We start from the raw sequence: 25,250 nt of genomic DNA, 5'->3' as shown, positions 1-25,250 counted from the left end.
CCCTGTTAATTTGAACAGGGATTATGTCAGGCCAGCGGCTCTTTCGCCAGTTGAAGAGGTGACGTGGACACAACATTATGGCAGTCTTGGCGCAACCCGAAGCCATTATGAAAAAACGTAAATGAGGAATGATTTATGACGATTGTGCGCATTGATGCCGAAGCGCGTTGGTCCGACGTGGTTATCCACAACAACACGTTGTATTACACCGGCGTACCGGAAAATCTGGATGCCGACGCCTTTGAGCAAACGGCAAATACGCTGGCGCAAATTGATGCGGTGCTGGAAAAACAGGGCAGCAGCAAGTCACGTATTCTTGATGCCACCCTGTTCCTGGCGGACAAAAATGATTTTGCCGCCATGAACAAAGCCTGGGACGCATGGGTTGTTGCTGGTCACGCGCCGGTACGTTGTACCGTTCAGGCCGGGTTAATGAACCCGAAATACAAAGTTGAAATTAAGATTATCGCTGCGGTATAAGCGGCGTTATTCGTCTTCATCTTCAAAACGCGCCACGATCCGCTCGCCGGTATGGCTGGCGCGTAATTCAGCAGCCACTTTCGTAATCGCCTCGCCACTGCTCATCCCCTGGGATATCAGTTCATGAATGCGTTCAACCGCCTGTTGCTGCTGATCGTGCGTGAGTGAAGGTAAACCTGCAATCATGGTGAACTCCTGCTAAATTATTAGCGCTAATTATTTCATGCTACCCGGCACATAGCCAGTGAAGTAGCAACGAGTCAGGACTGATGAAGACGTTATCTCCCGCTGTAATCACACTCCCCTGGCGTCTGGACGCCGCTGAGCACTATTTTGCCACATTAAGCCACCAGCCCTGGGCAATGCTTTTGCATTCAGGCCATGCCGACCATCCGCATAATCGCTTTGATATTCTGGTCGCCGACCCCATTACCACGCTGGTCACACATGCAGAAGAGACCGTTGTGCATGACCATCACGGCACTATGCAAACGGTTGATGATCCGATGACAGTTTTACGTTCGGCGCTGACATCGCTGACTATTCAGCCCGATTATAATCCCGATTTTCCCTTCCAGGGAGGCGCATTGGGTCTGTTCGGTTATGACTTAGGCCGTCGTTTTGAATCTCTGCCAACGGAAGCCGAACAGGATATCACGCTACCGGACATGGCGGTTGGCATTTACGATTGGGCGCTGATTGTCGATCATCAGTTGCAAAGGGTGTCGCTACTTAGCCACTCCGATGTACAGGCACGACGCCGTTGGCTGGAAAGTCAACAGATTCCCGTGCGCGAACCGTTTTCGTTAACATCCTCGTGGCAGTCCAACATGACCCGCGCGCAGTATGGTGAAAAGTTCCGTCAGGTGCAGCGTTATCTGCACAGCGGCGATTGCTATCAGGTCAATCTTGCCCAGCGTTTTCAGGCGCATTATCAAGGAGATGAGTGGTTGGCGTTTGTACGTCTCAACCATGCGAACCGCGCCCCGTTCAGTGCGTTTATACGTCTTGAGGAGGGGGCGATTCTCAGCCTTTCACCTGAGCGTTTTATTCTGCTGGAAAACCAGCACATCCAGACGCGTCCGATTAAAGGCACGCTGCCCAGACTTGAAGATGCCGATGCCGATCGTCTGCAGGCTCAATCACTGGCGAACTCCCCAAAGGATCAGGCGGAAAACCTGATGATCGTCGATTTAATGCGTAATGATATCGGCCGCGTTGCCGAACCCGGTTCGGTACAGGTTCCGGAACTGTTCGTTGTCGAACCGTTCCCTGCCGTTCATCATTTGGTCAGCACCATTACCGCGCGTCTGCCAGAGTCATTGCACGCCACTGACCTGCTGCGCGCCGCCTTCCCCGGCGGCTCTATTACCGGTGCGCCAAAAGTGCGGGCAATGGAAATTATTGACGAACTGGAACCGCAAAGACGCAACGCCTGGTGCGGTAGCATTGGCTATCTGAGCTTTTGCGGCAATATGGATACCAGCATCACCATTCGCACGCTGACAGCCACCAACGGACGCATTTATTGTTCCGCTGGCGGTGGCATTGTGGCGGACAGCCAGGAAGATGCGGAGTATCAGGAAACGTTTGATAAAGTGAATCGTATTTTGCACCAACTGGAGAACTGACACGTGGAATACAGCAGCCTGACGCTTGATGATTTTTTATCGCGCTTTCAACTCCTGCGCCCGCAGGTTAATCATACTGCGTTAAACCAGCGTCAGGCCGCCGTACTGATCCCCGTCGTGCGTCGTGCACAGCCGGGGTTACTGTTAACTCAGCGATCCGTTCATCTGCGCAAGCACGCCGGACAAGTCGCCTTTCCCGGCGGCGCGGTGGATAGCAGCGATGCCTCGTTAATTGCCGCCGCCCTTCGCGAAGCGCAGGAAGAAGTGGCGATCCCACCATCCTGCGTGGAGGTGATTGGCGTTCTGCCGCCGGTCGACAGTGTGACCGGTTTCCAGGTCACGCCGGTGGTAGGCATTATCCCGCCAAATTTGCCGTATCGCGCAAGTGTTGATGAAGTTTCCGCCGTGTTCGAAATGCCGCTGGCACAAGCCCTGCATTTAGGTCGTTATCATCCGCTGGATATCTACCGTCGCGGCGATTCACATCGTGTATGGCTTTCCTGGTATGAGCAATATTTCGTCTGGGGAATGACCGCCGGAATAATTCGTGAGCTGGCGCTGCAAATTGGCGTCAAGCCCTGACTATACTTATCTTTACGCACACCATAGACAACTTGAAACTCAGGTCACAACATTAGTAAAACCGCGGTTATCTATTAGTTTAATTCATGTGAATAGTTAAGCCGATCGCCGCGTTCCCTCTTACACTATGCGCAGTTATAACATCGTTACTGGAAACCCCAGTCGCCCTGTAGGAGTATTATCGTGATTAGTCTATTCGACATGTTTAAGGTGGGGATTGGTCCCTCATCTTCCCATACCGTAGGGCCTATGAAGGCGGGTAAACAGTTCGTCGATGACCTGGTCGAAAAAGGATTACTGGACAGCGTTACTCGTGTCGCCGTCGACGTGTATGGTTCACTGTCGCTCACGGGTAAAGGTCACCATACCGATATCGCCATTATTATGGGTCTGGCGGGCAATGAGCCTGCTACCGTGGATATTGACAGCATCCCCGGATTTATCCGCGACGTAGAAACGCGTGGACGCCTGCTGCTTGCGCAGGGCCAGCACGAAGTGGATTTCCCGCAGAATGACGGAATGCGTTTTCACAACGGCAACCTGCCGCTGCATGAAAACGGAATGCAGATCCACGCGTACAGTGGCGAAACCGTCATTTACAGCAAAACCTACTACTCCATCGGCGGTGGATTCATCGTTGATGAAGAACATTTTGGTCAGGATGCCGCGGGCGAGGTCAGTGTGCCTTATCCGTTCAAATCCGCCACCGAAATGCTGGAATACTGCAACAGCACCGGCCTGTCTCTCTCTGGCATGGCGATGCAGAACGAACTTGCTCTGCACAGTAAAAAAGAGATTGAAGAGTACTTTGGTAACGTCTGGCAAACCATGCAGGCTTGTATCGATCGTGGTATGAACACCGAAGGCGTGCTGCCGGGTCCGCTGCGCGTTCCTCGTCGTGCTTCAGCCCTGCGTCGTATGCTGGTTTCCAGCGATAAACTGTCCAACGATCCGATGAACGTGATCGACTGGGTGAACATGTTCGCGCTGGCCGTTAACGAAGAAAATGCCGCGGGTGGTCGCGTAGTCACTGCGCCAACCAACGGTGCCTGCGGTATCGTGCCTGCGGTACTGGCCTATTACGATCATTTCATCGAGTCCGTCAGCCCGGATATCTATACTCGTTATTTCCTGGCGGCCGGCGCGATTGGCGCGTTGTATAAAATGAACGCGTCTATCTCTGGTGCAGAAGTGGGTTGTCAGGGTGAAGTGGGCGTAGCCTGTTCCATGGCTGCCGCGGGTCTGGCTGAACTGTTAGGCGCAAGCCCTGAGCAGGTGTGTGTTGCTGCTGAAATCGGCATGGAACATAACCTCGGCTTAACCTGCGATCCGGTGGCGGGACAGGTACAGGTTCCGTGCATCGAACGTAATGCCATTGCGTCAGTGAAGGCGATCAACGCTGCGCGTATGGCAATGCGCCGTACCAGCGCTCCGCGCGTCTCGCTGGATAAAGTCATTGAGACCATGTACGAAACAGGTAAAGACATGAACGCCAAATACCGTGAAACGTCACGCGGTGGTCTGGCAATCAAAGTTCAATGTGACTAATACTTATTTTTCGCCCATCTGCGACGGATGGGCGAATTTGCCCCCTCTCCCTCGTCTGGCGTAATTTTCCCCACTACACTTGCTCTGTTGCTGTTGGCTACTGTGACCAACGGCTTATCGGGCGGCCCGCATGCAAACAGCGCAAAGGATCATCAAGAACTATCGCCGGAATCGCTTAATCGTCTGCACATTATGTGCACTACTGACGCTCATTCTCACATTAACTGTCCGATTTATTTCGGAGCGTAATTTAAATCATCGCAATACCGTTACCTTTGCCAACCACGCCGTTGAAGAGTTGGATGACGTGCTTTTGCCCCTACAGACCGGACGCGATGTACTGCTACCGCTGATTGGGCTTCCCTGCTCAGTCGCGCGTTTACCTCTGAGTAAGCATGCAGCCAGACTGCAAACGGTACGTTCTATCAGCCTGATTCAGAGCGGGATCCTTTATTGTTCCAGCATTTTTGGCTATCGCAATGTGCCTATTCGCCAACTGGAGCCTGAATTACCCAGTCGGGAGCCGCAATTGCTGCTGTCTACCGACCATTCGTTGATTAAGGGCAGTCCGATTCTGACGCAATGGTATCCAGCATCTGCCGATGGCTCAGATGGCGTGCTGGAAATCGTGAATATTGATTTATTATCGTCCATGTTGCTTGAACCCCAGCCACCGCAAATTACCCATGCCAGCTTAACCGTCGGTAATCGCCATTTGCTATATGGACAGGGTGTTGTCGATACGCTACCTGAACTGAATAATGAAAAACGCTACCAGCTCTCATCGCAACATTTCCCCTTTACTATCAGCGTCACCGGTCCGGGTGCCAGCGAACTGGCTATAAAACATTTGCCAACACAACTGCCGCTGGCGGTGATCCTAAGTTTTTTAGTGGGCTACCTGGCATGGCTGGCGACCGCCAGCAGAATGAGCTTCTCCTGGGAGATAAATCTGGCCCTTGCTGCACGGGAATTCGAGCTGTTTTGCCAGCCGCTACTTAATGCGCAAACCCAACAATGTATGGGAGTGGAAATCCTTTTACGCTGGAATAACCCGCGCCAGGGTTGGATCTCTCCCGAAGTGTTTATTCCCATCGCAGAGGAGCACAACCTGATTGTGCCGCTTACCCGTCATGTCATCGCAGAAACCATTCAGCAACGACACTTATTCCCGATGAGCAGCCAGTTTCATATTGGGATTAATGTTGCCGCCAGCCATTTTCGTAACGGTACGCTGCTAAAAGATCTCAACCAGTACTGGTTCAGCCAGCACCCTATTCAGCAGTTGGTTATCGAACTTACCGAGCGCGATGCGTTGCTGGATGTGGATTATCGGGTCGTGCGCGAGTTAAATCGGCTTGGCGTAAAGCTGGCAATTGACGATTTCGGCACCGGCAACAGCTCGCTCTCCTGGCTGGAAAAGCTTCGCCCGGATGTGCTGAAGATAGATAAATCATTTACCTCAGCAATCGGGACAGACGCCGTGAACTCAACCGTCACAGACATCATTATCGCTTTGGGGAAAAAACTGAATATAGAACTGGTGGCGGAAGGCGTTGAAACACAGGCGCAGGCACAGCATTTGCGCCGACACGGCGTACATTTATTGCAAGGCTTTTTGTATGCAAAGCCGATGCCGCTGCGCGATTTTCCCAAATGGCTGGCGGGCAGCACGCCGCCGCCCGCCCGGCATAACGGGCGACACAGTATGCACGTTATGCCGTTTCGCTAACCCCGCTTACTCGTCTTCGTCGTGAGCGGGTTGTTCTTTAACAATGCGAACTAAATCCACACGATAGTCATTGGCTTCGACAATCGTAATGCTCAACGGTGCAACATCGATAACATCACCTACGCGTGGAATATGGCCGTTAGCGGCAATGACTAAACCTGCCACCGTGGCGATGTCTTCATCTTCATTCACTAACGTATCCACGTCCAGCGCCTGTTGCAACGCATGCAGATCGGTACCACCTTTCACCAACCAACCGCCTGCATCAGCAATAATTTCAGGCGTTTCATCAGCATCCGGGAATTCACCGGCAATAGCTTCTAATACGTCCAACGGCGTGACCAGACCCTGGACTACACCAAACTCGTTAGTGACGATAACAAAGCTGCCGCGAGCGCGTCGCAGAACACCTAACAGATTGATAGGATCCAGCGTTTCCGGGACAATAATAGCCGGAGACGCAGAGGCAATGGCCGCCACATCCACACCGTCTTCCAGCGCGACCAGCAGCTCTTTAGCACGCACAATACCGATGATTTCATCCAGTTCGCCACGACACACCGGGAACAGGCTGTGTGGTGACGAGAGCAATTGCTCGCGAATTTCCTCCACGCTCAGGTCTGCATCAACCCAGCTAATTTCGCCACGAGGCGTCATAATGCCGCGTAATGAACGCGACGCCAGAGAAAGGACGCCGTTGATCATATAGCGTTCTTCTTCCACAAATGCGCCTTCCGGGACGGGAACCGGCACTGGGTTGTCGGATTCCATCTGCGCGCTGGCCTGACTTTTACCCCCCATCAGACGCAGGATTGCATCGGCAGTGCGCGCACGCAGCGGCAGCGTCGACTGGTGGCGAATAAAGTTCCGACGGGCAATCTGGTTAAACAACTCAATGATGATTGAGAAGCCAATCGCCGCATACAGATAGCCTTTCGGAATATGGAAGCCAAACCCTTCGGCAACCAGGCTCAGACCGATCATTAACAGGAAGCTCAGACACAGCACTACCACCGTCGGATGTTGGTTCACAAATCGTGTCAGCGGCTTAGAAGCCAGCAGCATCACGGCCATAGCAATCACGACCGCCGCCATCATCACCGGCAGATGGTTGACCATACCGACCGCCGTAATAACGGCATCCAGCGAGAATACCGCGTCGAGTATGACAATCTGCGTCACAACAACCCAAAAACTCGCATACCCTTTTGCCTGGCCGGTATCATGTTCACGGTTTTCCAGCCGCTCATGCAGCTCTGTCGTGGCCTTGAACAAGAGGAAAATCCCCCCCAGCAGCATGATCAGATCGCGCCCCGAGAACGAGTAGTCCATTACCGTAAATAGCGGCTTAGTTAGCGTCACCATCCACGAAATCACGGACAACAAGCCCAGGCGCATAACCAGTGCCAGTGACAAACCGATTAAACGCGCTTTATCTCGCTGTTTTGGCGGCAGCTTATCAGCCAGGATCGCAATGAAGACCAGGTTATCGATACCCAGAACAATTTCGAGAACGACAAGCGTGAGCAAACCCACCCAAATCTGCGGGTCCATTAATAATTCCATGACAAGCTCCTGCTTAAGGAATGACCAAACTGCGCGCTGAGGATCTCAGGCGTTGAAGCGATATGCAGAGACAATTTGTGGCAAAAAGTGCCAATCTGACAGGCTTGATACGGCCTGATAGTGAAATGACGTCGGTGACGATCCATATGGTGAGCTACTGCCCTATACTCCTGAGTAATTAAACCGATGCTAAACATAACAGAGACAATCGTTTTTTAGCAAAGATTTACCTTCCTTTGCAATAAGTTGTTTCGGAGATATTTTACCCTTCGAAATTTCTTTTTATCGGAAGTTAAATTACGGATCTTCATCACATAAAATATTTTTTTCGATATCTAAAATAATTCACGAAAATCATAGGTTTTTCTTTGTAACCCTTATCTGAATCGATTCGATTGCGGACGACGATTCAAATACATCTTCACGTTGATGTGTTAACGATAATAAAGGAGGTAGCAAGTGACCATTGCTATTGTAATAGGCACACATGGTTGGGCTGCAGAGCAGTTACTTAAGACAGCAGAAATGCTGTTAGGCGAGCAGGAAAACGTCGGCTGGATCGATTTCGTTCCAGGCGAAAATGCCGAAACGCTGATTGAAAAGTACAACGCTCAGTTGGCAAAACTCGATACCAGTAAAGGCGTGCTGTTTCTCGTTGACACATGGGGAGGCAGCCCGTTTAACGCTGCGAGCCGCATTGTCGTCGATAAAGAGCATTACGAAGTCATCGCCGGTGTGAACATTCCCATGCTGGTTGAAACCTTCATGGCGCGTGATGACAACCCCAGCTTCGATGAATTAGTAGCACTGGCCGTTGAAACCGGTAGCGAAGGCGTGAAAGCGCTGAAAGCAAAACCGGTGGAGAAAGCCGCTCCAGCCCCAGTCGCGGCGCCAAAAGCAGCAGCTCCCGCCAAACCGATGGGGCCGAACGATTATATGCAGATCGGCCTGGCGCGTATTGATGACCGCTTAATCCATGGTCAGGTAGCAACTCGCTGGACCAAAGAAACCAACGTAACACGCATTATCGTCGTCAGTGATGAAGTTGCCGCCGATACCGTGCGTAAAACGCTGCTGACCCAGGTTGCACCTCCGGGTGTGACGGCGCATGTGGTTGATGTCGCGAAAATGATCCGCGTCTACAACAACCCGAAATATGCAGGTGAGCGTGTGATGCTGTTGTTTACCAACCCGACCGACGTAGAACGTATCGTTGAAGGTGGTGTGAAAATTACCTCTGTAAACATTGGCGGTATGGCTTTCCGTCAGGGTAAAACGCAGGTAAACAACGCAATTTCTGTCGATGAAAAAGACATCGAAGCCTTCAAGAAACTCAACGAACGCGGTATTGAGCTCGAGGCTCGTAAGGTTTCTACCGATCAGAAACTGAAAATGATGGATTTGATTGCCAAGGTGAAATAACGCCCTGGCATTTACTTAGTTTTCACACTTAAGTCTGTATAGCAATAGGAGAAGTACAATGGAGATTACCACTCTTCAGATTGTGCTGGTGTTCATCGTCGCATGTATCGCGGGTATGGAGTCGGTACTCGATGAATTTCAGTTCCACCGTCCGTTGGTGGCCTGTACGCTGATTGGTGCCGTTCTCGGTGATATGAAAACCGGTATCATCATCGGTGGTACCCTGGAAATGATCGCCCTGGGCTGGATGAACATCGGTGCTGCGGTTGCACCTGATGCCGCATTGGCCTCAATTATCTCTACCGTTCTGGTTATCGCGGGTCACCAAAGCATTGGTGCAGGTATCGCGCTGGCTATCCCACTGGCAGCAGCAGGCCAGGTACTGACCATCATCGTTCGTACTATCACCGTAGCATTCCAGCACGCAGCGGATAAGGCGGCAGAAAACGGTAACCTAACGGCGATCTCCTGGCTGCACGTATCCTCCCTGTTCCTGCAGGCTATGCGTATCGCTATCCCGGCGGTAATCGTGGCGATTTCTGTTGGTACCAGTGAAGTTCAGAGCATGCTTAATGCCATTCCGGAAGTTGTGACCGGCGGTCTGAACATCGCAGGGGGTATGATCGTAGTGGTTGGTTATGCGATGGTCATCAACATGATGCGCGCAGGCTACCTGATGCCATTCTTCTACCTCGGCTTCGTCACCGCGGCATTTACTAACTTCAACCTGGTTGCTCTGGGTGTGATTGGCGCAGTAATGGCTATCCTCTACATTCAGCTGAGCCCGAAATATAACCGCGTAGCCGGCGCACCTGCTGCTGCTGCTGGCAATAACGATCTCGATAACGAACTGGACTAGCAGGTGAGCGAAATGGTTGATATGACTAAAACTACCACCGAGAAAAAACTCACTCCGAGTGACATTCGTGGCGTGTTCCTTCGTTCTAACCTGTTTCAGGGTTCCTGGAACTTCGAACGTATGCAGGCGCTGGGTTTCTGTTTCTCCATGGTGCCGGCTATCCGCCGCTTGTACCCGGAAAACAACGACGCACGTAAGCAGGCTATTAAGCGTCACCTGGAATTCTTTAATACCCATCCGTACGTAGCGGCCCCCGTATTGGGCGTTACGCTGGCGATGGAAGAGCAGCGTGCAAACGGCGCAGAGATTGACGATGGTGCCATCAACGGTATCAAAGTTGGTCTGATGGGACCGCTTGCAGGCGTGGGCGACCCGATCTTCTGGGGTACCGTACGTCCGGTATTCGCCGCACTTGGCGCAGGTATCGCGATGAGCGGCAGTCTGCTTGGACCACTGCTGTTCTTCATCCTGTTTAACCTGGTTCGTCTGGCAACTCGTTACTACGGTGTGGCATACGGCTACCGTAAAGGTATCGATATCGTTAAAGATATGGGCGGTGGCTTCCTGCAGAAACTGACTGAGGGGGCGTCAATCCTCGGCCTGTTTGTCATGGGGGCATTGGTTAACAAGTGGACGCACGTAAACATCCCGCTGGTGGTTTCCACCATCACCGGTCAGGATGGTCAGACTCGTGTCACCACTGTGCAGACTATCCTTGACCAGCTGATGCCGGGTCTGGTTCCTCTGCTGTTGACTTTCGCCTGTATGTGGCTGCTGCGTAAAAAAGTGAACCCGCTGTGGATCATCGTTGGCTTCTTCGTCATCGGTATCGCGGGCTACGCTGTCGGACTGCTCGGCCTGTAAGACTGTTGTACATCACCGGGGGCTTGCCCCCGGTTTTTCTATTTAGAGGGTTGAGGATTCATGACTATCACGGACCTGGTGCTGGTTCTTTTTATCTTTTCGCTGCTGGCGTATGCCATTTACGATCAGTTCATCATGCCCCGCCGTAATGGCCCTACTCTGCTGTCTGTCGCCCTGCTTCCTCGTAGCAGAGTCGACAGCGTTATCTTCCTTGGCTTGATTGCTATTCTTATCTACAACAACATCACCAGCCACGGCGCGCAATTTACCACATGGTTATTATGTGCACTGGTATTGATGGGACTGTATCTGTTTTGGATCCGTACGCCAAAAATCATCTTCAAACAGAAAGGCTTTTTTTTCGCCAATGTTTGGATTGAATATAACCGGATTAAAGAGATGAATTTATCTGAAGACGGTGTCCTGGTGATGCAATTAGAACATCGAAGATTACTGGTTCGCGTACGGAATATAGACGATCTCGAAAACATATATAAACTTTTAATTTCAAATCAATGAGTTAAAAATATAGCCTGAACTATGTTTTATATATATCCATTCCAAAATAAACATAGCTAAGGCTATATCCCACTGCTCATAATGTTATTTATTTTAACGTTTTATTTATAAATAAATCTAAATGAAAATCGTTTTCAATTAGAGGCCAAATATTATTTCTACGTTTCTTGTTTTATATTCTCAAAATATGTTAAGGTTGCGCCCGTCGTTGGGGAGTAGCCGATTTCCAGACTCCGGAAATGTACGTGTCAACATACTCGTTGAAAAACGTGGCGCGTACGGACTGATCTTACAGGTTCAGTCAGGCGAGACCATAGGCACATCAACTGCAATGCATACCTGAATGGCGCTGTATTTACAGTGATTCCAGCCTGTATGCATGGTTACTGGGGGCAGTGATGTGTTTTATGGATACCCCGGTCAGGACGCTGTTATGAATCTCACCGCAACTGTTCTTCTTGCTTTCGGCATGTCGATGGATGCTTTCGCTGCATCAATTGGCAAAGGCGCCACCCTGCATAAACCCAAATTTTCTGAAGCACTGCGCACCGGCCTTATTTTCGGCGCCGTTGAAACGCTTACGCCGCTCATTGGCTGGGGCATGGGTATGCTCGCCAGCAAATTTGTACTGGAGTGGAACCATTGGATCGCCTTCATTCTGCTGATCTTTTTAGGCGGACGAATGATAATAGAAGGCTTTCGCGACGACGGGGATGAAGATGAAGAGCCACAGCGCCGCCATGGCTTCTGGCTGCTGGTCACCACCGCCATTGCAACCAGTCTCGACGCAATGGCCGTCGGGGTGGGTCTGGCTTTCCTGCAGGTCAACATTATTGCCACTGCGCTGGCCATCGGCTGCGCCACGTTGATTATGTCTACGCTCGGCATGATGATCGGTCGTTTCATTGGCCCGATGCTGGGCAAGCGAGCTGAAATTTTGGGCGGGGTGGTACTGATAGGTATTGGCGCCCAGATCCTCTGGGCACACTTCCACGGTTAATTCAGGCGCTGCCAGATATGAATACTAAAGTCTGTCTGGCAGTCAAACGTCGTTTTTCCGGCTAACGTTTCCCACACTTCCGGCTTTGCCCGCCAGGCGAACGGTGTCATTTGCAGTAACGCAACGGCCTCGCTACCTTTGAGCTGCATCTGATACCCCAGCGCAAGACTCTCTTGCAGAACAAAACCGTCCAGTTGCTCAGTGTGTGGCGCATGCAAACGCACCTCATCATAAATCAGCCCTTTCAGCTCCATTAAATGACGCGGACCCGGCGTGGCGGTAATAACCCAGCCACCCGGTTTGACCACGCGAGCCAGCTCCGGCGCTTTACAGGGCGCGTAGATCCGGATGATGACATCCATTGACTCGTCGGCAAACGGCAGGCGATGGCTGGAGGCAACGCAAAAGGTCACCTGCGAATAACGACGGGCTGCGGCCTTAATCGCCACTTTAGAAACGTCAAGACCAAAGGTTGTACAGCCCGTCAGCGCATCGGCAAACGCATGGGTGTAATACCCTTCCCCACAGCCAATATCCAGGATCGCCGCATCTTCTGAACTCAACCTCTGGGTGAGCACATCCACAATTGCTTCGCGCAGCGGCTGATAGTGTCCGGCATCGAGAAATGCCCGGCGCGCCTGCATCATCTCCGCGCTATCACCCGGATCGCGCGACCGTTTGTGCTGAACCGGCAGTAAGTTGACATACCCTTCTTTCGCCACGTCAAACTGGTGCCGCCCAGGGCAGACAAAACTGTTATTCGCTTGAGTAAGAGGCTGGTGGCAAAGAGGACAGGAAAACGACATGACAACTCCGGCAGGTGACTTAAGGGCGCAAGTGTAACGCGAATTGCGCCCTGGGAAAATAACTTACAGCGACGGCGAGGATACGTTGCTGCCGTGCATTACCAGCAGATGCTCGGAGTCGGGAGGCATACCGTCCGGCTTTACGTTTTCCAGACGCAGGACATCGCCCATTATCTGGCTGAATACAGGCGCGGAGACTGCCCCGCCATAATAAGCACCGTTTTGCGGGTTATTTATAACCACAACCAGCGCGAACTTTGGGTCGCTTGCTGGCGCAACGCCCGCCGTATAGGCCACATATTTATCGACATATTTGCCGTCATCGCCAATTTTCTTTGCCGTTCCGGTCTTAACCGCGACGCGATAATCTCTGACCGCGGCCTTGGTTCCCCCGCCGCCGGGTAGCGCGACGCTTTCCATCATATGTTCAACCTGGTGAACCAACGCCTCCGGCATCACTCGCGTACCTATTACCGGCGGATCGATACGCGTAATAGAAAGGGGTCGATAGATACCAAAACTGCCGATGGTGGCATATACATGCGCCAGCTGGAGCGGCGTCACCATTAATCCATAACCAAATGCGAAGGTTGCCCGGTCCAGATCGCTCCAGTAGCGGCGTTGAGGCATTAATCCGCGACTTTCCCCGGTTAAACCCAGTCCGGTTGGATCGCCAAAGCCAAAGCTTTTATAGGTATTCAGTAATTTCTGTACCGGCATCGCCAGCGAAAGGTGTGACACGCCGGTATCGCTCGATTTCTGCAAAATCCCGGTCAGCGATAGCTCCGGGTAAAATCCGACGTCGCGGATGCGATGCCCATCAACAATAAAAGGATGAGTATCAATCACGCTGTCAGGCTGTACTATCCCCTGCTGCAGAGCGGTCATAATCACCAGTGGTTTTACGGTTGAACCGGGTTCAAAGGTATCGCTAATTGCACGATTACGAAAATCATCCAGTACCGCGCCATCACGGTTATTGGGATTGAAATCGGGAAAGCTTGCCATGGAGAGTATTTCGCCGGTGGCAATGTTGACCAGCACTGCGGCCCCTGATTCCGCTTTATTCCATGTCACGGCATTGTCCAGCGCGTCTTCAGTAACCGTCTGCAAACGCTCATCAATGCTGAGCTGTAATTCATGCGCCGGCACCGGCATCACTTCCGTGATATTTTCGATGACATGGCCAAATTTGTCTTTCCGTACCAGGCGGGAGCCAGGTTTGCCCATCAACTGGCTATTGAAGCTTTTCTCCAGCCCTTCAATCCCCTGACCGTCAATGTTGGTGAAACCAATCAGATTGGCCGCAACATGTCCGGCGGGATAAAAGCGGCGGGACTCTTCACGCAGGTTGATTCCCGGCAGATCCAGTTTGTCGACCCATTCTGCCTGCTGAGGAGAGATCTGGCGCGCCAGATAGATAAACCGCCCGGCTGGATTGCTGTTAACGCGTTCAGCCAGCGTGCTGAGAGAAATATGCAGCGTCTTCGCTAACGCCTGCCAACGTTCGTTATAGCCAACGCCACCCTTGCTGATAATCGTCTTCGGATCGGCCCAGACGGCGTTAACCGGAACGCTTACCGCCAGCGGTCGCCCTTCTCTGTCGGTTATCATTCCGCGTGGCGAAGCGATGGACACCTCGCGTAAGGAACGCATGTCTTCCTGTTTCACCAGATTCGTCGGCGTGACAATTTGCAACCACGCAACCCGCCCCAGCAGCAATCCAAGGCTCAATAATATTGCCACGCAAAGCAGGGCAAAACGTACGGGAGTAAAATTGCGCGCATCGCCGTCGTTTTTCTTTTTCACCCGATCTCCAACAAGATAGTTTTTCAGGTGTCTGATTTAACGGGAAATGCCGCAAGAAAGCGGGGAAAACTATGCTACGAACATCACGCCTTTGCAACAAAGCGCTAATGGATGGGCATTCAGTAATATTTTGACGTAATTTGAATTAAAAAGCCCCGCATAAGCGAGGCTTTATATCTGAGATGGATGCGCAAAAGCGCTTCAAATCAGTGGTGTCGATCAGATAGCTGTTACGTTAACAGCAGCCGGACCTTTCTGGCCGTCCTGAATTTCGAACTCAACGTTCTGGCCTTCAGCCAGAGTTTTGAAGCCGTTACCCTGGATAGCGGAGAAGTGTACGAACACGTCTTTGCTGCCATCAGCCGGAGTAATGAAACCAAAACCTTTAGACTCGTTGAACCACTTAACTTGACCTTTAATCTTTGCCATTTGCAAAATTCCTTAGAGTATTTTCTTCGCCCGCGGGCATAACATAGATAAAACTGAGACATTACTGCTTGAGGCACTAATATAAGGTTCGGCAGAGAAGCGGTATTCAACGTCAACGTGTTTACTCAGGACTTCTTTACTGAAAATGCCACACATAAACAGAACTGTACCTCGTTTAACCCAAAACGTGTTATCACATACAACGTTAATAATGGCAAGCCATTTTTAAACGTGTCTCGATCGGTCGCACAAATCCCGTCGTCCATCAAACAGCAACTGCACAGTTATGCGCCAGATCGAGTAGAATTATATTCTCGCCTCTCTCCCCTATCCCCGCCTGACTTGCGCCATAGCTGGGATATTTCTACCATAGCTCAATAGGTTCAGTTGTTCCAGGTTATCTGTTACGAGTTCTGCCAGATATCATTTTTTATGCTTAGTAATGCATAAAATGTCACAAGCGTAAAAATGAGATCCGCCTTCTGGTTTTGCACCAAAATAATGAAAGAATGATGACAAGGCACAAAAAAAGTAAGAGAAACGTTTCGCTGTTAATAAAACGATCGTTATCACAAAAATGACATAATCATATTTTTTACGTATGGAAGATTATATTTATATCAGACTGGGGATAAGATATTAATTAGGCGGAGCATCTGAAAATACTGAGAATAGATGACTGCCCGGCCGCCAATTACACGACGGGGACAGAAGAAAATAATCTGACGCGCTGACGACAGGATGAAGCAACTGAGAACAACAACAGCCTTTCCTCATCCTGCCATACCTTTTTTACCGCTCAGCTACCAGGCGGATGATGTCATCGTCTTCATCCTTAATGGGCAGTGCAGTAGGCTCTGCTGCTTTCTCGGGTTCGTTAGCTTCACAAAGGCGACGTAACAAAGCATTCTGTCTTTTTTGCTGATCTAACAATGCCTCAAGCAGCTCAATCTGCTCGTTAGTACGCGAACTTGCCCGATTGATAAAAAACCAAAGAACAAGCCCAACAATCAGAACCACCACCGATACCGCTAAAGGCGCAAAACTCAACGCGCCAGAATTCAAAACTTCGTTCATTTTACCACCTCAATGTAGACAGTGTAGTTTACCACTGCCGCACAAGAAGGTAATCAACTGTTGCGAAAATGCGCTTACCAGGGAATAAATTTATTGAAGGCACAAATACCGCTGAAAAATTGTACGTCCTGATCGCACATGATGTTGAACACCTGCGCCCACATCAGTATGCATACCAGTACAACAACAATCAGCACTACCCAGCGAATTTTTTTCACTCCAGCTCCACTCTTCAACTCCACATCTTATGTCTATAAATTATCATGCGTTACCTAAACCCAGCGTTAACTGTATAGGCATTCAATCTTTTTAGGAATGATTGACTTGTTTCATACCGTGTACAGGCTAATCTAATAACAATGAGAAAAGTTAAGAGGTTGTAATGCGTCTGATTATCCGCGCTATTGTGTTGTTAGCTCTGGTTTGGATCGGTTTATTATTGAGCGGCTATGGGATTTTGATTGGAAGTAAGGAGAATGCTGCCGGTCTGGGTCTGCAATGCCAATATCTGACTGCCCGTGGAACCAGCACTGCACAGTACGTCCACACCAGTAGCGGTATCATTGGCCTGTCGGATTGTCCCTTGTTAAGGAAAAGCACGGTCATTATCGATAACGGCTAATAATGCAACATTACATTCGATACGTTATATACGCCAGGTAACGTTATGACTGTTCATAAAAAACCCCAGGTACAAAATACCTGGGGTTTTTAACATTCGCGATTACGTCAGATTAGAACGGATAGTCGTTATAGCCCATTTGTTCTGAAATCTTGCGCGCTGCCGTATGCAGCATTGCCACATACTCGTGTAAACGCTCTTCTGAGAAACGCAGCGTTGGGAATGAAATACTCAACCCCGCAATAACCACGCCGAAACGGTCAAACACCGGTACGCCGATGCAGCGCAGGCCTTCTTCCTGTTCTTCGTTATCTTCGCCGTAACCCTGCTCACGTACTTTATCCAGCAGTACCAGTAATTCATCAGTATTCGTAATGGTACGATCGGTGCTGCGTTTGTACTCAATGCCATCCAGAATCTGCTTCACTTCATCGCGGTCACGCCATGCCAGCAGAACTTTACCGATAGCCGTACTGTACAGCGGATTACGACGACCAACGCGGGAATACATGCGCAGATTGTACATAGAGTCGATTTTGTGAATGTAGACGATGCTGTCTTCATCCAGCGCACCGAGGTGTACTGTCTCTTTGGTCAGGCGCGAAAGTTCGCGCATCTGAATGTCAGCGCTACGGATAAGATCGACGTTTTGCAACGCGCGCGCGCCCAGCTCGAATAATTTCAGGGTCAGTGAGTATTTCTCAGACTCCCCTTCCTGTGCCACATAACCCAGCGTTTTCATGGTCTGCAAAAAGCGATAAACGGTGCTTTTCGACATCATGACGCGTTGCGACAACTCGGTAATACCAATTTCGCGCTCTTCACCCAGCGCCTGCAGAATGCCAAAAACTTTCAGCACGGAAGATACAGAATCGGGTTGCTTATCCAGATCTGCGATTGCCATTTATCACCCCTTTCGAGTGTTTTATAAAAATCAGAACCGGTTTTTATTATAATTTCACGTACCAACCCTCGCAATCGCTCTTTGCTCACTTAGTTACAAATCTGCGACCTAACACCTGAATATCAATGCTAAAATTAATACTCTCATCATAAATTCCACAAATATCGACTTTCTATGGAAAAAATTCAGGCCGATGGTCTGCCATTGCCCCAGCGATATGGCGCAATTTTAACCATTGTTATTGGCATTTCTATGGCAGTACTCGACGGTGCAATAGCGAACGTGGCCCTGCCAACTATCGCCGCCGATCTTCAGGCCTCACCTGCCAGCTCAATCTGGATTGTAAACGCCTATCAAATCGCGATCGTCGTTTCGCTCCTGTCCCTCTCTTTTTTAGGCGATATGTTCGGTTACCGGCGCATTTATAAGTGTGGCCTGGTCGTGTTCCTGCTTGCATCGCTATTTTGTGCCTTGTCAGATTCGTTGCACATGCTGACGCTGGCTCGCGTCGCCCAGGGTTTTGGCGGTGCGGCGCTAATGAGCGTGAATACGGCATTGATCCGACTTATTTATCCCCAGCGTCAACTCGGGCGAGGGATGGGGATTAACTCTTTTATCGTCGCGGTCTCCTCGGCCGCGGGTCCGACCATTGCCGCAGCAATTCTTTCTATTGCCTCCTGGAAATGGCTGTTTCTGATTAACGTCCCGCTGGGAATAGTCGCCCTGTTGCTGGCGATGCGTTTTTTGCCAGCCAATGCGTCCCGCGGCACTAAACCACGCTTTGACCTGCCCAGTGCGGTAATGAATGCCTTAACGTTTGGCTTGTTAATTACGGCGCTCAGCGGCTTTGCACAAGGACAGTCGCTAAAACTGATTGGTGCCGAGCTTGTGGCGCTTATGGTGGTAGGTTTTTTCTTTATCCGACGCCAGCTCGCGCTGGAGGTGCCGTTACTGCCGGTTGACCTGTTACGCATTCCACTGTTTTCACTCTCGATTTGTACCTCGATATGTTCATTCTGCGCACAAATGCTGGCATTGGTTTCCCTGCCCTTCTTTATGCAAACGGTGCTCGGACGCAGCGAGGTCGAAACAGGCCTGCTGTTGACGCCATGGCCGCTGGCAACCATGGTGATGGCGCCGCTGGCGGGATATCTGATTGAACGCGTTCACGCCGGGCTGTTGGGCGTACTGGGCATGGCGTTGATGGCCAGCGGGTTGTTTTCGCTGGTGCTGCTGCCCGTTTCCCCCTCCGATTTTAATATCATCTGGCCGATGATTCTGTGCGGCGCGGGCTTTGGCTTGTTCCAGTCCCCAAATAATCACACCATCATCACCTCCGCGCCGCGTGAACGCAGCGGTGGGGCGAGCGGTATGCTGGGGACGGCGCGCTTGCTGGGTCAGAGTACCGGGGCCGCGCTGGTCGCGCTGATGCTAAACCAGTTTGGCGACAGTGGAACGCACGTCTCGCTGATAGCCGCAGGCATTCTGGCCTCGCTGGCAGCAATTGTGAGTGGTTTACGTATTACGCAACCGCGAGTTCAGGCATAAAAAAACGGGAACCTCTCGGCTCCCGTTCTCACACAACCCAGAATCTGGATTACATGTTTTCGATGATTGCGTCGCCAAACTCTGAACATTTCAGCAGTTTAGCGCCATCCATCAGGCGTTCGAAATCGTAAGTTACGGTTTTCGCGTTAATCGCGCCTTCCATACCTTTAACAATCAGGTCAGCCGCTTCTACCCAACCCATGTGGCGCAGCATCATTTCAGCGGACAGAATAATGGAACCTGGGTTCACTTTATCCTGACCTGCATACTTCGGTGCAGTACCGTGGGTTGCTTCGAACAGCGCACATTCGTCACCGATGTTCGCGCCCGGCGCGATACCAATACCACCAACCTGTGCGGCCAGCGCATCGGAGATGTAGTCGCCGTTCAGGTTCATACAGGCAATCACATCATATTCAGCCGGACGCAGCAGGATCTGTTGCAGGAACGCATCGGCGATAACATCCTTAACCACGATCTCTTTGCCGGTTTTCGGGTTCTTGATTTTCACCCACGGACCGCCGTCGATCAGTTCACCACCGAATTCTTCACGCGCTAACTGGTAACCCCAGTCTTTGAACGCGCCTTCGGTGAATTTCATGATGTTACCTTTGTGTACCAGGGTAACAGAATCACGATCGTTAGCGATGGCGTATTCGATCGCCGCACGAACCAGACGTTTAGTCCCTTCTTCAGAACACGGTTTGATACCAATACCGCAATGCTCCGGGAAGCGGATTTTCTTCACGCCCATCTCTTCGCGCAGGAATTTAATCACTTTCTCGGCATCTGCAGAGTCCGCTTTCCATTCGATACCAGCGTAGATATCTTCGGAGTTTTCACGGAAGATGACCATGTCGGTCAGTTCAGGGTGCTTAACCGGGCTAGGCGTGCCCTGGTAATAACGCACCGGGCGCAGGCAGACATACAGGTCAAGTTCCTGACGCAGGGCAACGTTCAGAGAGCGAATACCGCCGCCAACTGGGGTGGTCAGTGGGCCTTTGATGGCAACACGATATTCACGAATCAGATCAAGGGTTTCAGCAGGCAGCCAGACGTCCTGGCCATAAACCTGAGTGGATTTCTCGCCGGTGTAGATTTCCATCCAGGAGATTTTACGCTCGCCTTTATAGGCTTTCTCGACAGCAGCATCGACAACTTTGATCATCGGTGGGGTTACATCAACGCCGATACCGTCGCCTTCAATGAACGGGATAATCGGATTTTCAGGAACGTTGAGTTTGCCGTTTTGCAGGGTGATCTTCTTACCTTCCGCCGGAACAACTACTTTGCTTTCCATTCACCTCTCCTTCGAGCGCTTCTGGTTCTGCTCGTCTGTCATCGCGCTGCATGTGCGTTTGCGTCCTGCTGCACGAATGCGTTAGAGCAATTTTTTGTTAATGTTTTGTAATGAGCATGTCAATACTACCCTAATGTTCGTCGCCATGAAAGACACTCGTTCTTAGGCTATAATGCGGCAATTGATATAATCTGAAAATACCATGCAAAAAACTTCTTTTAGAAGAATCATAGTATTTTCTTTCTTTTCAAGAAACTAACCTCACATCAAGTAGTTATACCAGATTCTACTTAACAAAAAACCCTGCCAGTGTTAACTAACAGGGTATGTTTTGGTCAAATTTTGACATTCCTCGATTCAGCAACTATCCATTTATTTGCGCAATTGGGAAAGTTATCAGAAGTCATGGATACGCCTTAGAGTAACGAGTAACTTATGCCTTCGTTTTTTCTGAGGTTCACATGAAACGCTTCCCCCTGATAGCCCTGATTCTGATGGCAACCTCTGCATCAGCTCATCAACTTGAATCACAATTCCCCCACGGTTTAGATGAAGCGCTACGTTGTGCATACTTTGCTGACAAAGCAGAACTATCTACCTCCCCATATGAGAAAGTAGCTCTGAGGATTGCAAAAGAAGCGTACAGAGAACTTTCTGATGATGCCTTTACGATTAAGTTTGCAGAAGATTTCGCCCTTGCAGCTACAGGTGCATACAGTCAAGTGAACATGTTCGCAAACCGTCAGCAGGGAACGGTAGATGAAATGCTTAGGAAGGGTGCTATCGAACTGATGAAGGTAAATCAATGTGAAAAGGTCAAGTAATATGAAACGCTTTCCCCTTATATCTCTGGTTCTTCTGTCTGCTGCTGGTACTGCTCAGGCTGCACAGGGAATATCTTTCCCATATCGGAAGCACTATGCCTGTACATGGATTTTCACTGGTACACCACAGCAAGCGCCCGACCTTTACACAGCGGTTAACCCTAACTCTGGTGCAATGTCACTACAGCGACCAGGGGCGCAGGTTTACTACGCAAAGAAAATCACTGATGATATTTGGGAAGAGATTAACCCTACGCCTGGTCAAGATGCAGAAGATATACGCGTCAGAACTGATGGTGTACTGGATACGTATCAAGGCAACACGAAAATCAGCACCTGTATTGAAGTGGAGTGACACTAAATGGTAAGCATTATCAGGACTACTGGCAACACCTCAACTGGTTTGCATATGGTTCAGAGAAGCGGGAACAAGTTCAAATTTCGCTGTAGCGAAGATTCAATCAAGAACCTCGTTTCAGTGACTGTCAAGCCAGAACACATGCACTACTTCACCGCACGTAAGGATGGTGTATATCACTCAGAGTTGTACGATAGACCGGAACAATGTGCAGACGAGTTGATTTCATTCATCTTCAAATGCACAGGTATTCGGTGCAGTAGAGATTAAATGAAAAAAACCTGTCACCAGTATCTCTACCAGCACAGGGTTTTGTTTATTATGTTTCGCCGTAAGGGCAAACAGCGGTTGCCGGTGCGTAATCCCTCGCCACTGGCCACACCGGAAGCGCTGAACCAGATCGGGTCTGTCGACTTTATGCATGATGCCCTGATCTGTGGCCGTCGTTTTCGCACGTTCAATGTCGTTGATGACTTTAACCGTGAGGCATTGTCGATTGAAATCGATCTGAATCTGCCAGCTCTGCGAGTGGTCCGCGTGCTCGACAGGATAGCCGCAAATCGCGGCTATCCTGTCATGCCGCGCATGGATAACGGACTACCGTTTGAATCAACAGTTTTTGCGCACAAGGATCCTGCCATCTAATACAAAGGCGATGGTTCATTTTTGTATCCGATATCGCTCATCTCCTTTCGGCTTATAAATATGCTTACCATGACATACAAGGGTCCGAATGGCCCGACAGGACTTAACACAGCATTTTGGGAAACCATGGGCGTTGAGCATTATCTAATGGTCGCGATGCGCCTTACGGCCCGTTGAATCACGTCCCATGGCTTATTTCATAATACCCTTTGTAATCAATATCCTGCTTTACTATTGCATGCGCCACTCTGGCGACTTTTGTTGCTACAGCCGTCATGGCTTTTCTTTTCTGATCTGGCTTATCTCCATTTTCCCGAATATAACGTTCATATTTGTAGCGGAAGCTGTTTTCTCTCGTTCTTACGGCTACGGTGGCGGCAAGCCAGAAGGCATATCTTAATCGCGCATTTCCACGTTTCGACAATCTGTAACCACTGTGCTTTTGCCCGCTCTGGCTGGCGGAAAGATTAAAACCGCAAAAGTTGAGGTACTGCCGGTAATGAGCGAAACGTGTTAGATCACCGCTTTCAGCAATTATCATAAGGGCAATGATAGCGCCAATACCGGGGATCGTACGTAAGTGTCTGTAGTCACTCCGTTCCTGTAAATAATTTTCTGCCTGCTTTTCAAGCTGCAATCGCTGTGCCGAAAGCCCGACATAACGATGAAGTTGTAATCTGAACGTGGTCACTGCCAGAGAATCTTCTGACAACGGTAATGCAATGGAATCCGCAGCAACATCATAGAGATGTTCAAGAAACTGCTTTTTATACTGTTTCCTGCCAACAACATCCCATGACTGTTTTACAAACAAATCCCGGTTCAATGATGTAATACAAGACGGTGTAGGGAATTGAAGTAAAAACTGACAGAACCACTCTGCCCGGGACATATGCAGAAATTGCTCAGCCTCAGGGAAATAAAGGGTCAGATAGTGGTTAACCAGGCTGTTCAGGCATCGGGTTCGAGCCAGAGTAACCTGATGGTATGTGTTTGATATCTCCTGTATATCGATAATGCCATTCGCCAGAGGATCATAAAATGGTGAAGATAATCCCTGTTCGAGCAAATACATAATGACACTGGCATCTTTGCGATCATTTTTATCCCATGTCTTAAACAGCATCTCACGAGCTCGCGCACATCTGACAGATGAAACAAGATGGCATTTTACTCCCTGCTTATGTAACCACCATGCAATGTTGCGGTGATAATCAGCTGTAGGTTCAAAGGCCGCGATAATATCATCATGGGGGGAAGCGGTGAGCGCAAGCAATCGGTTGAACCCTTCCAGTGTATTTTCAATACGCAGGTAAGATGTTCGTCCATCCGGGTGTCTAATTTTTGCATCATGATGTTTTTTAGCGATATCCAGGGCAATCAGTGTCCCCGACAGGCTGGTGTTACTGACAAGAGTATTCATTGATTTTCTCCACTTGCGACAGGCATTACAAGTTGTAGAAAATGGCTGGGTAAAACGCGAACTGGATGCATTCAATAGGTATCATGGTCCGGAATTTATCTCACTGGCACTGGCTGAATGGGCAGAGAAACAAGCAGTAAAACTGGAGTTTATCCAGCCGGGTAAGCCGCCACAGAACGCTTTCATTGAGCGCTTTAACCGGACATACCGTACAGAAATACTCGATTTTTATCTGTTCAGAACGCTGAATGAAGTGCGGGAAAGCACGGAAAAATGGTTGTCAGAATATAACTGTGAACTCCCGCATGAATCACTGGACAATATGACGCCGGAGGAATACCAACAGCACCATTATTTGGCCGGGATCTCAAAAAATGCATAGAACTAAAACGGGTCTATTTACAAACGCACCTGCCAGTAAGTTCTCACCTGTCCACCCAGCCCCCCTTATCCGTGTAAAATTTGACCTCATACTCTTTGCCGTTATGAGTTTTCTGGTCTTCTACCCATTTATTAATTAGGCTTTTCTGACGATGAATGGTCGAACCTGCACCTTGAAGTTTTGACGAGTAACGCATGTACCCGATAGCAACACACATAGCTTTGAATCTTTTGAATCGCCTTATGGAGGGCATTTTATGAGCAATGCCCGCAAATACTCCAGTGATTCTAAAACTTCTTTTAGAAATCACCGGGTTGAGCGATTCAGCTCACGACAAGTCACCAAACAGCGTAAAGAAAACCAGCCAAAACGCGTGGTTTTGTTCAATAAACCCTACGATGTTTTGCCACAATTTACTGACGAAGCGGGCAGAAGCACGTTAAAAGATTTTATTCCCGTGCCGGGAATCTATGCTGCGGGCCGACTCGACCGGGACAGCGAAGGACTTTTGGTGCTGACCAATGATGGCGCGCTGCAGGCGCGGTTAACCCAACCCGGCAAGCGCACGGGGAAAATCTATTACGTCCAGGTCGAAGGCGAGCCGACAGCAGAAGCGCTGGATGCGCTGCGTACCGGGGTGACGCTCAATGATGGTCCCACGCTGCCCGCAGGTATTGAAATAGTAGAGGAGCCCGCCTGGCTGTGGCCGAGAAACCCGCCAATTCGGGAACGGAAAAATATCCCCACCAGTTGGCTGAAAGTTACTTTATATGAAGGCCGTAACCGCCAGGTTCGTCGTATGACAGCGCATGTTGGATTCCCGACGCTGCGCCTCATCCGCTATGCCATGGGAGATTACACGCTGGAAAATCTCGCCAACGGTCAATGGCGGGATGCAACTAACTGAATAAGGAACAGGT

Annotated in this window: 26 protein-coding genes and 2 pseudogenes; 17 read left to right on the top strand and 11 right to left on the bottom strand. The window is 50.0% G+C overall.

Going from position 1 to position 25,250, the window contains the following annotated elements; all coding sequences use genetic code 11:
* Window positions 1-135: 135 nt before the first annotated feature.
* The gene (locus tag HV229_RS10775) at window positions 136-480 is read left to right on the top strand and encodes a RidA family protein (protein WP_016153387.1); all 345 of its coding nucleotides are present in this window, start codon (window positions 136-138) and stop codon (window positions 478-480) included.
* A 6-nt stretch (window positions 481-486) separates the two neighbouring features.
* On the opposite strand, the gene HV229_RS10770 is transcribed toward HV229_RS10775, so the two are convergent.
* The gene (locus tag HV229_RS10770) at window positions 487-666 is read right to left on the bottom strand and encodes a YoaH family protein (RefSeq protein WP_016153388.1); all 180 of its coding nucleotides are present in this window, start codon (window positions 664-666) and stop codon (window positions 487-489) included.
* A gap of 83 nt (window positions 667-749) precedes the next feature.
* On the opposite strand from HV229_RS10770, the gene pabB reads away from it, so the two are divergent.
* From pabB to HV229_RS10750, 4 genes are all read left to right on the top strand, one after another.
* Window positions 750-2,111, top strand: a complete 1,362-nt coding sequence (gene pabB / locus HV229_RS10765) for an aminodeoxychorismate synthase component 1 (protein WP_046275024.1) — start codon at window positions 750-752, stop codon at window positions 2,109-2,111.
* A gap of 3 nt (window positions 2,112-2,114) precedes the next feature.
* The gene (locus HV229_RS10760) at window positions 2,115-2,693 is read left to right on the top strand and encodes a CoA pyrophosphatase (protein WP_016153390.1); all 579 of its coding nucleotides are present in this window, start codon (window positions 2,115-2,117) and stop codon (window positions 2,691-2,693) included.
* Window positions 2,694-2,876: 183 nt separating this feature from the next.
* Window positions 2,877-4,241 carry an L-serine ammonia-lyase gene (gene sdaA, locus HV229_RS10755; protein WP_016153391.1) on the top strand — a complete coding sequence of 455 codons (1,365 nt, stop codon included), beginning with the start codon at window positions 2,877-2,879 and terminating at the stop codon, window positions 4,239-4,241.
* 130 nt (window positions 4,242-4,371) lie between these two features.
* The gene (locus tag HV229_RS10750) at window positions 4,372-5,973 is read left to right on the top strand and encodes an EAL domain-containing protein (RefSeq protein ID WP_053389063.1); all 1,602 of its coding nucleotides are present in this window, start codon (window positions 4,372-4,374) and stop codon (window positions 5,971-5,973) included.
* Window positions 5,974-5,979: 6 nt separating this feature from the next.
* Here HV229_RS10750 and yoaE read toward each other — a convergent pair whose 3' ends face one another.
* Entirely contained in the window at window positions 5,980-7,539 is a 1,560-nt protein-coding gene (gene yoaE / locus HV229_RS10745) for a CNNM family cation transport protein YoaE (protein WP_016153393.1), read from the bottom strand.
* 459 nt (window positions 7,540-7,998) lie between these two features.
* On the opposite strand from yoaE, the gene manX reads away from it, so the two are divergent.
* From manX to mntP, 5 genes are all read left to right on the top strand, one after another.
* A complete protein-coding gene (gene manX, locus HV229_RS10740) occupies window positions 7,999-8,961 on the top strand; it encodes a PTS mannose transporter subunit IIAB (RefSeq protein WP_016153394.1) in 963 nt (320 codons plus the stop codon).
* 58 nt (window positions 8,962-9,019) lie between these two features.
* Window positions 9,020-9,820: a PTS mannose transporter subunit IIC gene (manY, locus tag HV229_RS10735; protein WP_016153395.1), complete on the top strand. Its 801-nt coding sequence runs from the start codon at window positions 9,020-9,022 to the stop codon at window positions 9,818-9,820.
* Between the two features lie 12 nt (window positions 9,821-9,832).
* Entirely contained in the window at window positions 9,833-10,684 is an 852-nt protein-coding gene (locus HV229_RS10730; RefSeq protein ID WP_016153396.1) for a PTS mannose transporter subunit IID, read from the top strand.
* A gap of 60 nt (window positions 10,685-10,744) precedes the next feature.
* Window positions 10,745-11,203 (top strand): DUF986 family protein, encoded by a 459-nt coding sequence (locus HV229_RS10725; RefSeq protein WP_181547535.1) that lies wholly within the window; start codon window positions 10,745-10,747, stop codon window positions 11,201-11,203.
* Between the two features lie 433 nt (window positions 11,204-11,636).
* Entirely contained in the window at window positions 11,637-12,203 is a 567-nt protein-coding gene (gene mntP / locus HV229_RS10720) for a manganese efflux pump MntP (protein ID WP_016153398.1), read from the top strand.
* On the opposite strand, the gene rlmA is transcribed toward mntP, so the two are convergent.
* The 6 genes from rlmA to mgrB all read right to left on the bottom strand — a co-directional run bounded on the left by rlmA (window position 12,200) and on the right by mgrB (window position 16,542).
* On the bottom strand, window positions 12,200-13,009 hold the full coding sequence (rlmA, locus tag HV229_RS10715) for a 23S rRNA (guanine(745)-N(1))-methyltransferase (RefSeq protein WP_181547533.1): 810 nt from the start codon (window positions 13,007-13,009) through the stop codon (window positions 12,200-12,202). The genes mntP and rlmA overlap by 4 nt on opposite strands.
* A 63-nt stretch (window positions 13,010-13,072) precedes the next feature.
* Complete coding sequence (gene ftsI / locus HV229_RS10710; RefSeq protein ID WP_065554706.1) at window positions 13,073-14,818, bottom strand: peptidoglycan glycosyltransferase FtsI; 1,746 nt, start codon at window positions 14,816-14,818, stop codon at window positions 13,073-13,075.
* A gap of 219 nt (window positions 14,819-15,037) precedes the next feature.
* Window positions 15,038-15,247, bottom strand: coding sequence for a transcription antiterminator/RNA stability regulator CspE (cspE, locus tag HV229_RS10705; protein ID WP_001062678.1), 210 nt, complete (start codon window positions 15,245-15,247; stop codon window positions 15,038-15,040).
* A 12-nt stretch (window positions 15,248-15,259) separates the two neighbouring features.
* Complete coding sequence (locus tag HV229_RS10700; RefSeq protein WP_006684179.1) at window positions 15,260-15,403, bottom strand: DUF2627 domain-containing protein; 144 nt, start codon at window positions 15,401-15,403, stop codon at window positions 15,260-15,262.
* Between the two features lie 636 nt (window positions 15,404-16,039).
* Window positions 16,040-16,324, bottom strand: a complete 285-nt coding sequence (locus tag HV229_RS10695; protein ID WP_047358298.1) for a YebO family protein — start codon at window positions 16,322-16,324, stop codon at window positions 16,040-16,042.
* A gap of 74 nt (window positions 16,325-16,398) precedes the next feature.
* Window positions 16,399-16,542, bottom strand: a complete 144-nt coding sequence (gene mgrB / locus HV229_RS10690) for a PhoP/PhoQ regulator MgrB (protein WP_016153402.1) — start codon at window positions 16,540-16,542, stop codon at window positions 16,399-16,401.
* 164 nt (window positions 16,543-16,706) lie between these two features.
* On the opposite strand from mgrB, the gene HV229_RS10685 reads away from it, so the two are divergent.
* Window positions 16,707-16,946 (top strand): YobH family protein, encoded by a 240-nt coding sequence (locus HV229_RS10685; RefSeq protein ID WP_016153403.1) that lies wholly within the window; start codon window positions 16,707-16,709, stop codon window positions 16,944-16,946.
* Window positions 16,947-17,058: 112 nt separating this feature from the next.
* Here HV229_RS10685 and kdgR read toward each other — a convergent pair whose 3' ends face one another.
* Complete coding sequence (gene kdgR, locus HV229_RS10680) at window positions 17,059-17,850, bottom strand: DNA-binding transcriptional regulator KdgR (RefSeq protein WP_003833778.1); 792 nt, start codon at window positions 17,848-17,850, stop codon at window positions 17,059-17,061.
* Window positions 17,851-18,024: 174 nt separating this feature from the next.
* On the opposite strand from kdgR, the gene HV229_RS10675 reads away from it, so the two are divergent.
* The gene (locus HV229_RS10675) at window positions 18,025-19,398 is read left to right on the top strand and encodes an MFS transporter (RefSeq protein ID WP_181547531.1); all 1,374 of its coding nucleotides are present in this window, start codon (window positions 18,025-18,027) and stop codon (window positions 19,396-19,398) included.
* 49 nt (window positions 19,399-19,447) lie between these two features.
* Here HV229_RS10675 and icd read toward each other — a convergent pair whose 3' ends face one another.
* A complete protein-coding gene (gene icd / locus HV229_RS10670; protein ID WP_003030769.1) occupies window positions 19,448-20,698 on the bottom strand; it encodes an NADP-dependent isocitrate dehydrogenase in 1,251 nt (416 codons plus the stop codon).
* A 461-nt stretch (window positions 20,699-21,159) separates the two neighbouring features.
* On the opposite strand from icd, the gene HV229_RS10665 reads away from it, so the two are divergent.
* From HV229_RS10665 to HV229_RS10655, 3 genes and pseudogenes are all read left to right on the top strand, one after another.
* The gene (locus tag HV229_RS10665) at window positions 21,160-21,522 is read left to right on the top strand and encodes a hypothetical protein (RefSeq protein ID WP_181547529.1); all 363 of its coding nucleotides are present in this window, start codon (window positions 21,160-21,162) and stop codon (window positions 21,520-21,522) included.
* A gap of 1 nt (window position 21,523) precedes the next feature.
* Window positions 21,524-21,877 (top strand): hypothetical protein, encoded by a 354-nt coding sequence (locus tag HV229_RS10660; RefSeq protein ID WP_181547527.1) that lies wholly within the window; start codon window positions 21,524-21,526, stop codon window positions 21,875-21,877.
* 306 nt (window positions 21,878-22,183) lie between these two features.
* Window positions 22,184-22,477, top strand: a pseudogene (locus tag HV229_RS10655) (DDE-type integrase/transposase/recombinase); the annotation flags it as partial.
* A gap of 226 nt (window positions 22,478-22,703) precedes the next feature.
* Here the strand turns inward: HV229_RS10655 and HV229_RS10650 are convergent.
* Window positions 22,704-23,948, bottom strand: a complete 1,245-nt coding sequence (locus HV229_RS10650; RefSeq protein WP_181547525.1) for an IS110 family transposase — start codon at window positions 23,946-23,948, stop codon at window positions 22,704-22,706.
* Between the two features lie 82 nt (window positions 23,949-24,030).
* On the opposite strand from HV229_RS10650, the pseudogene HV229_RS10645 reads away from it, so the two are divergent.
* Both HV229_RS10645 and rluE read left to right on the top strand, forming a co-directional pair.
* A pseudogene (locus HV229_RS10645) lies at window positions 24,031-24,330 on the top strand (integrase core domain-containing protein); the annotation flags it as partial.
* 256 nt (window positions 24,331-24,586) lie between these two features.
* Window positions 24,587-25,237 (top strand): 23S rRNA pseudouridine(2457) synthase RluE, encoded by a 651-nt coding sequence (gene rluE / locus HV229_RS10640; protein ID WP_181547523.1) that lies wholly within the window; start codon window positions 24,587-24,589, stop codon window positions 25,235-25,237.
* The last annotated feature ends 13 nt before the right edge of the window (window positions 25,238-25,250 follow it).

Source organism: Citrobacter sp. RHBSTW-00524 (assembly GCF_013747755.1).
GTDB classification, from domain to species: Bacteria; Pseudomonadota; Gammaproteobacteria; order Enterobacterales; family Enterobacteriaceae; genus Citrobacter; species Citrobacter braakii.
The sequence above is the reverse complement of the archived record's forward strand: the minus strand, read 5'-3'. Positions and strand labels throughout refer to the sequence as shown.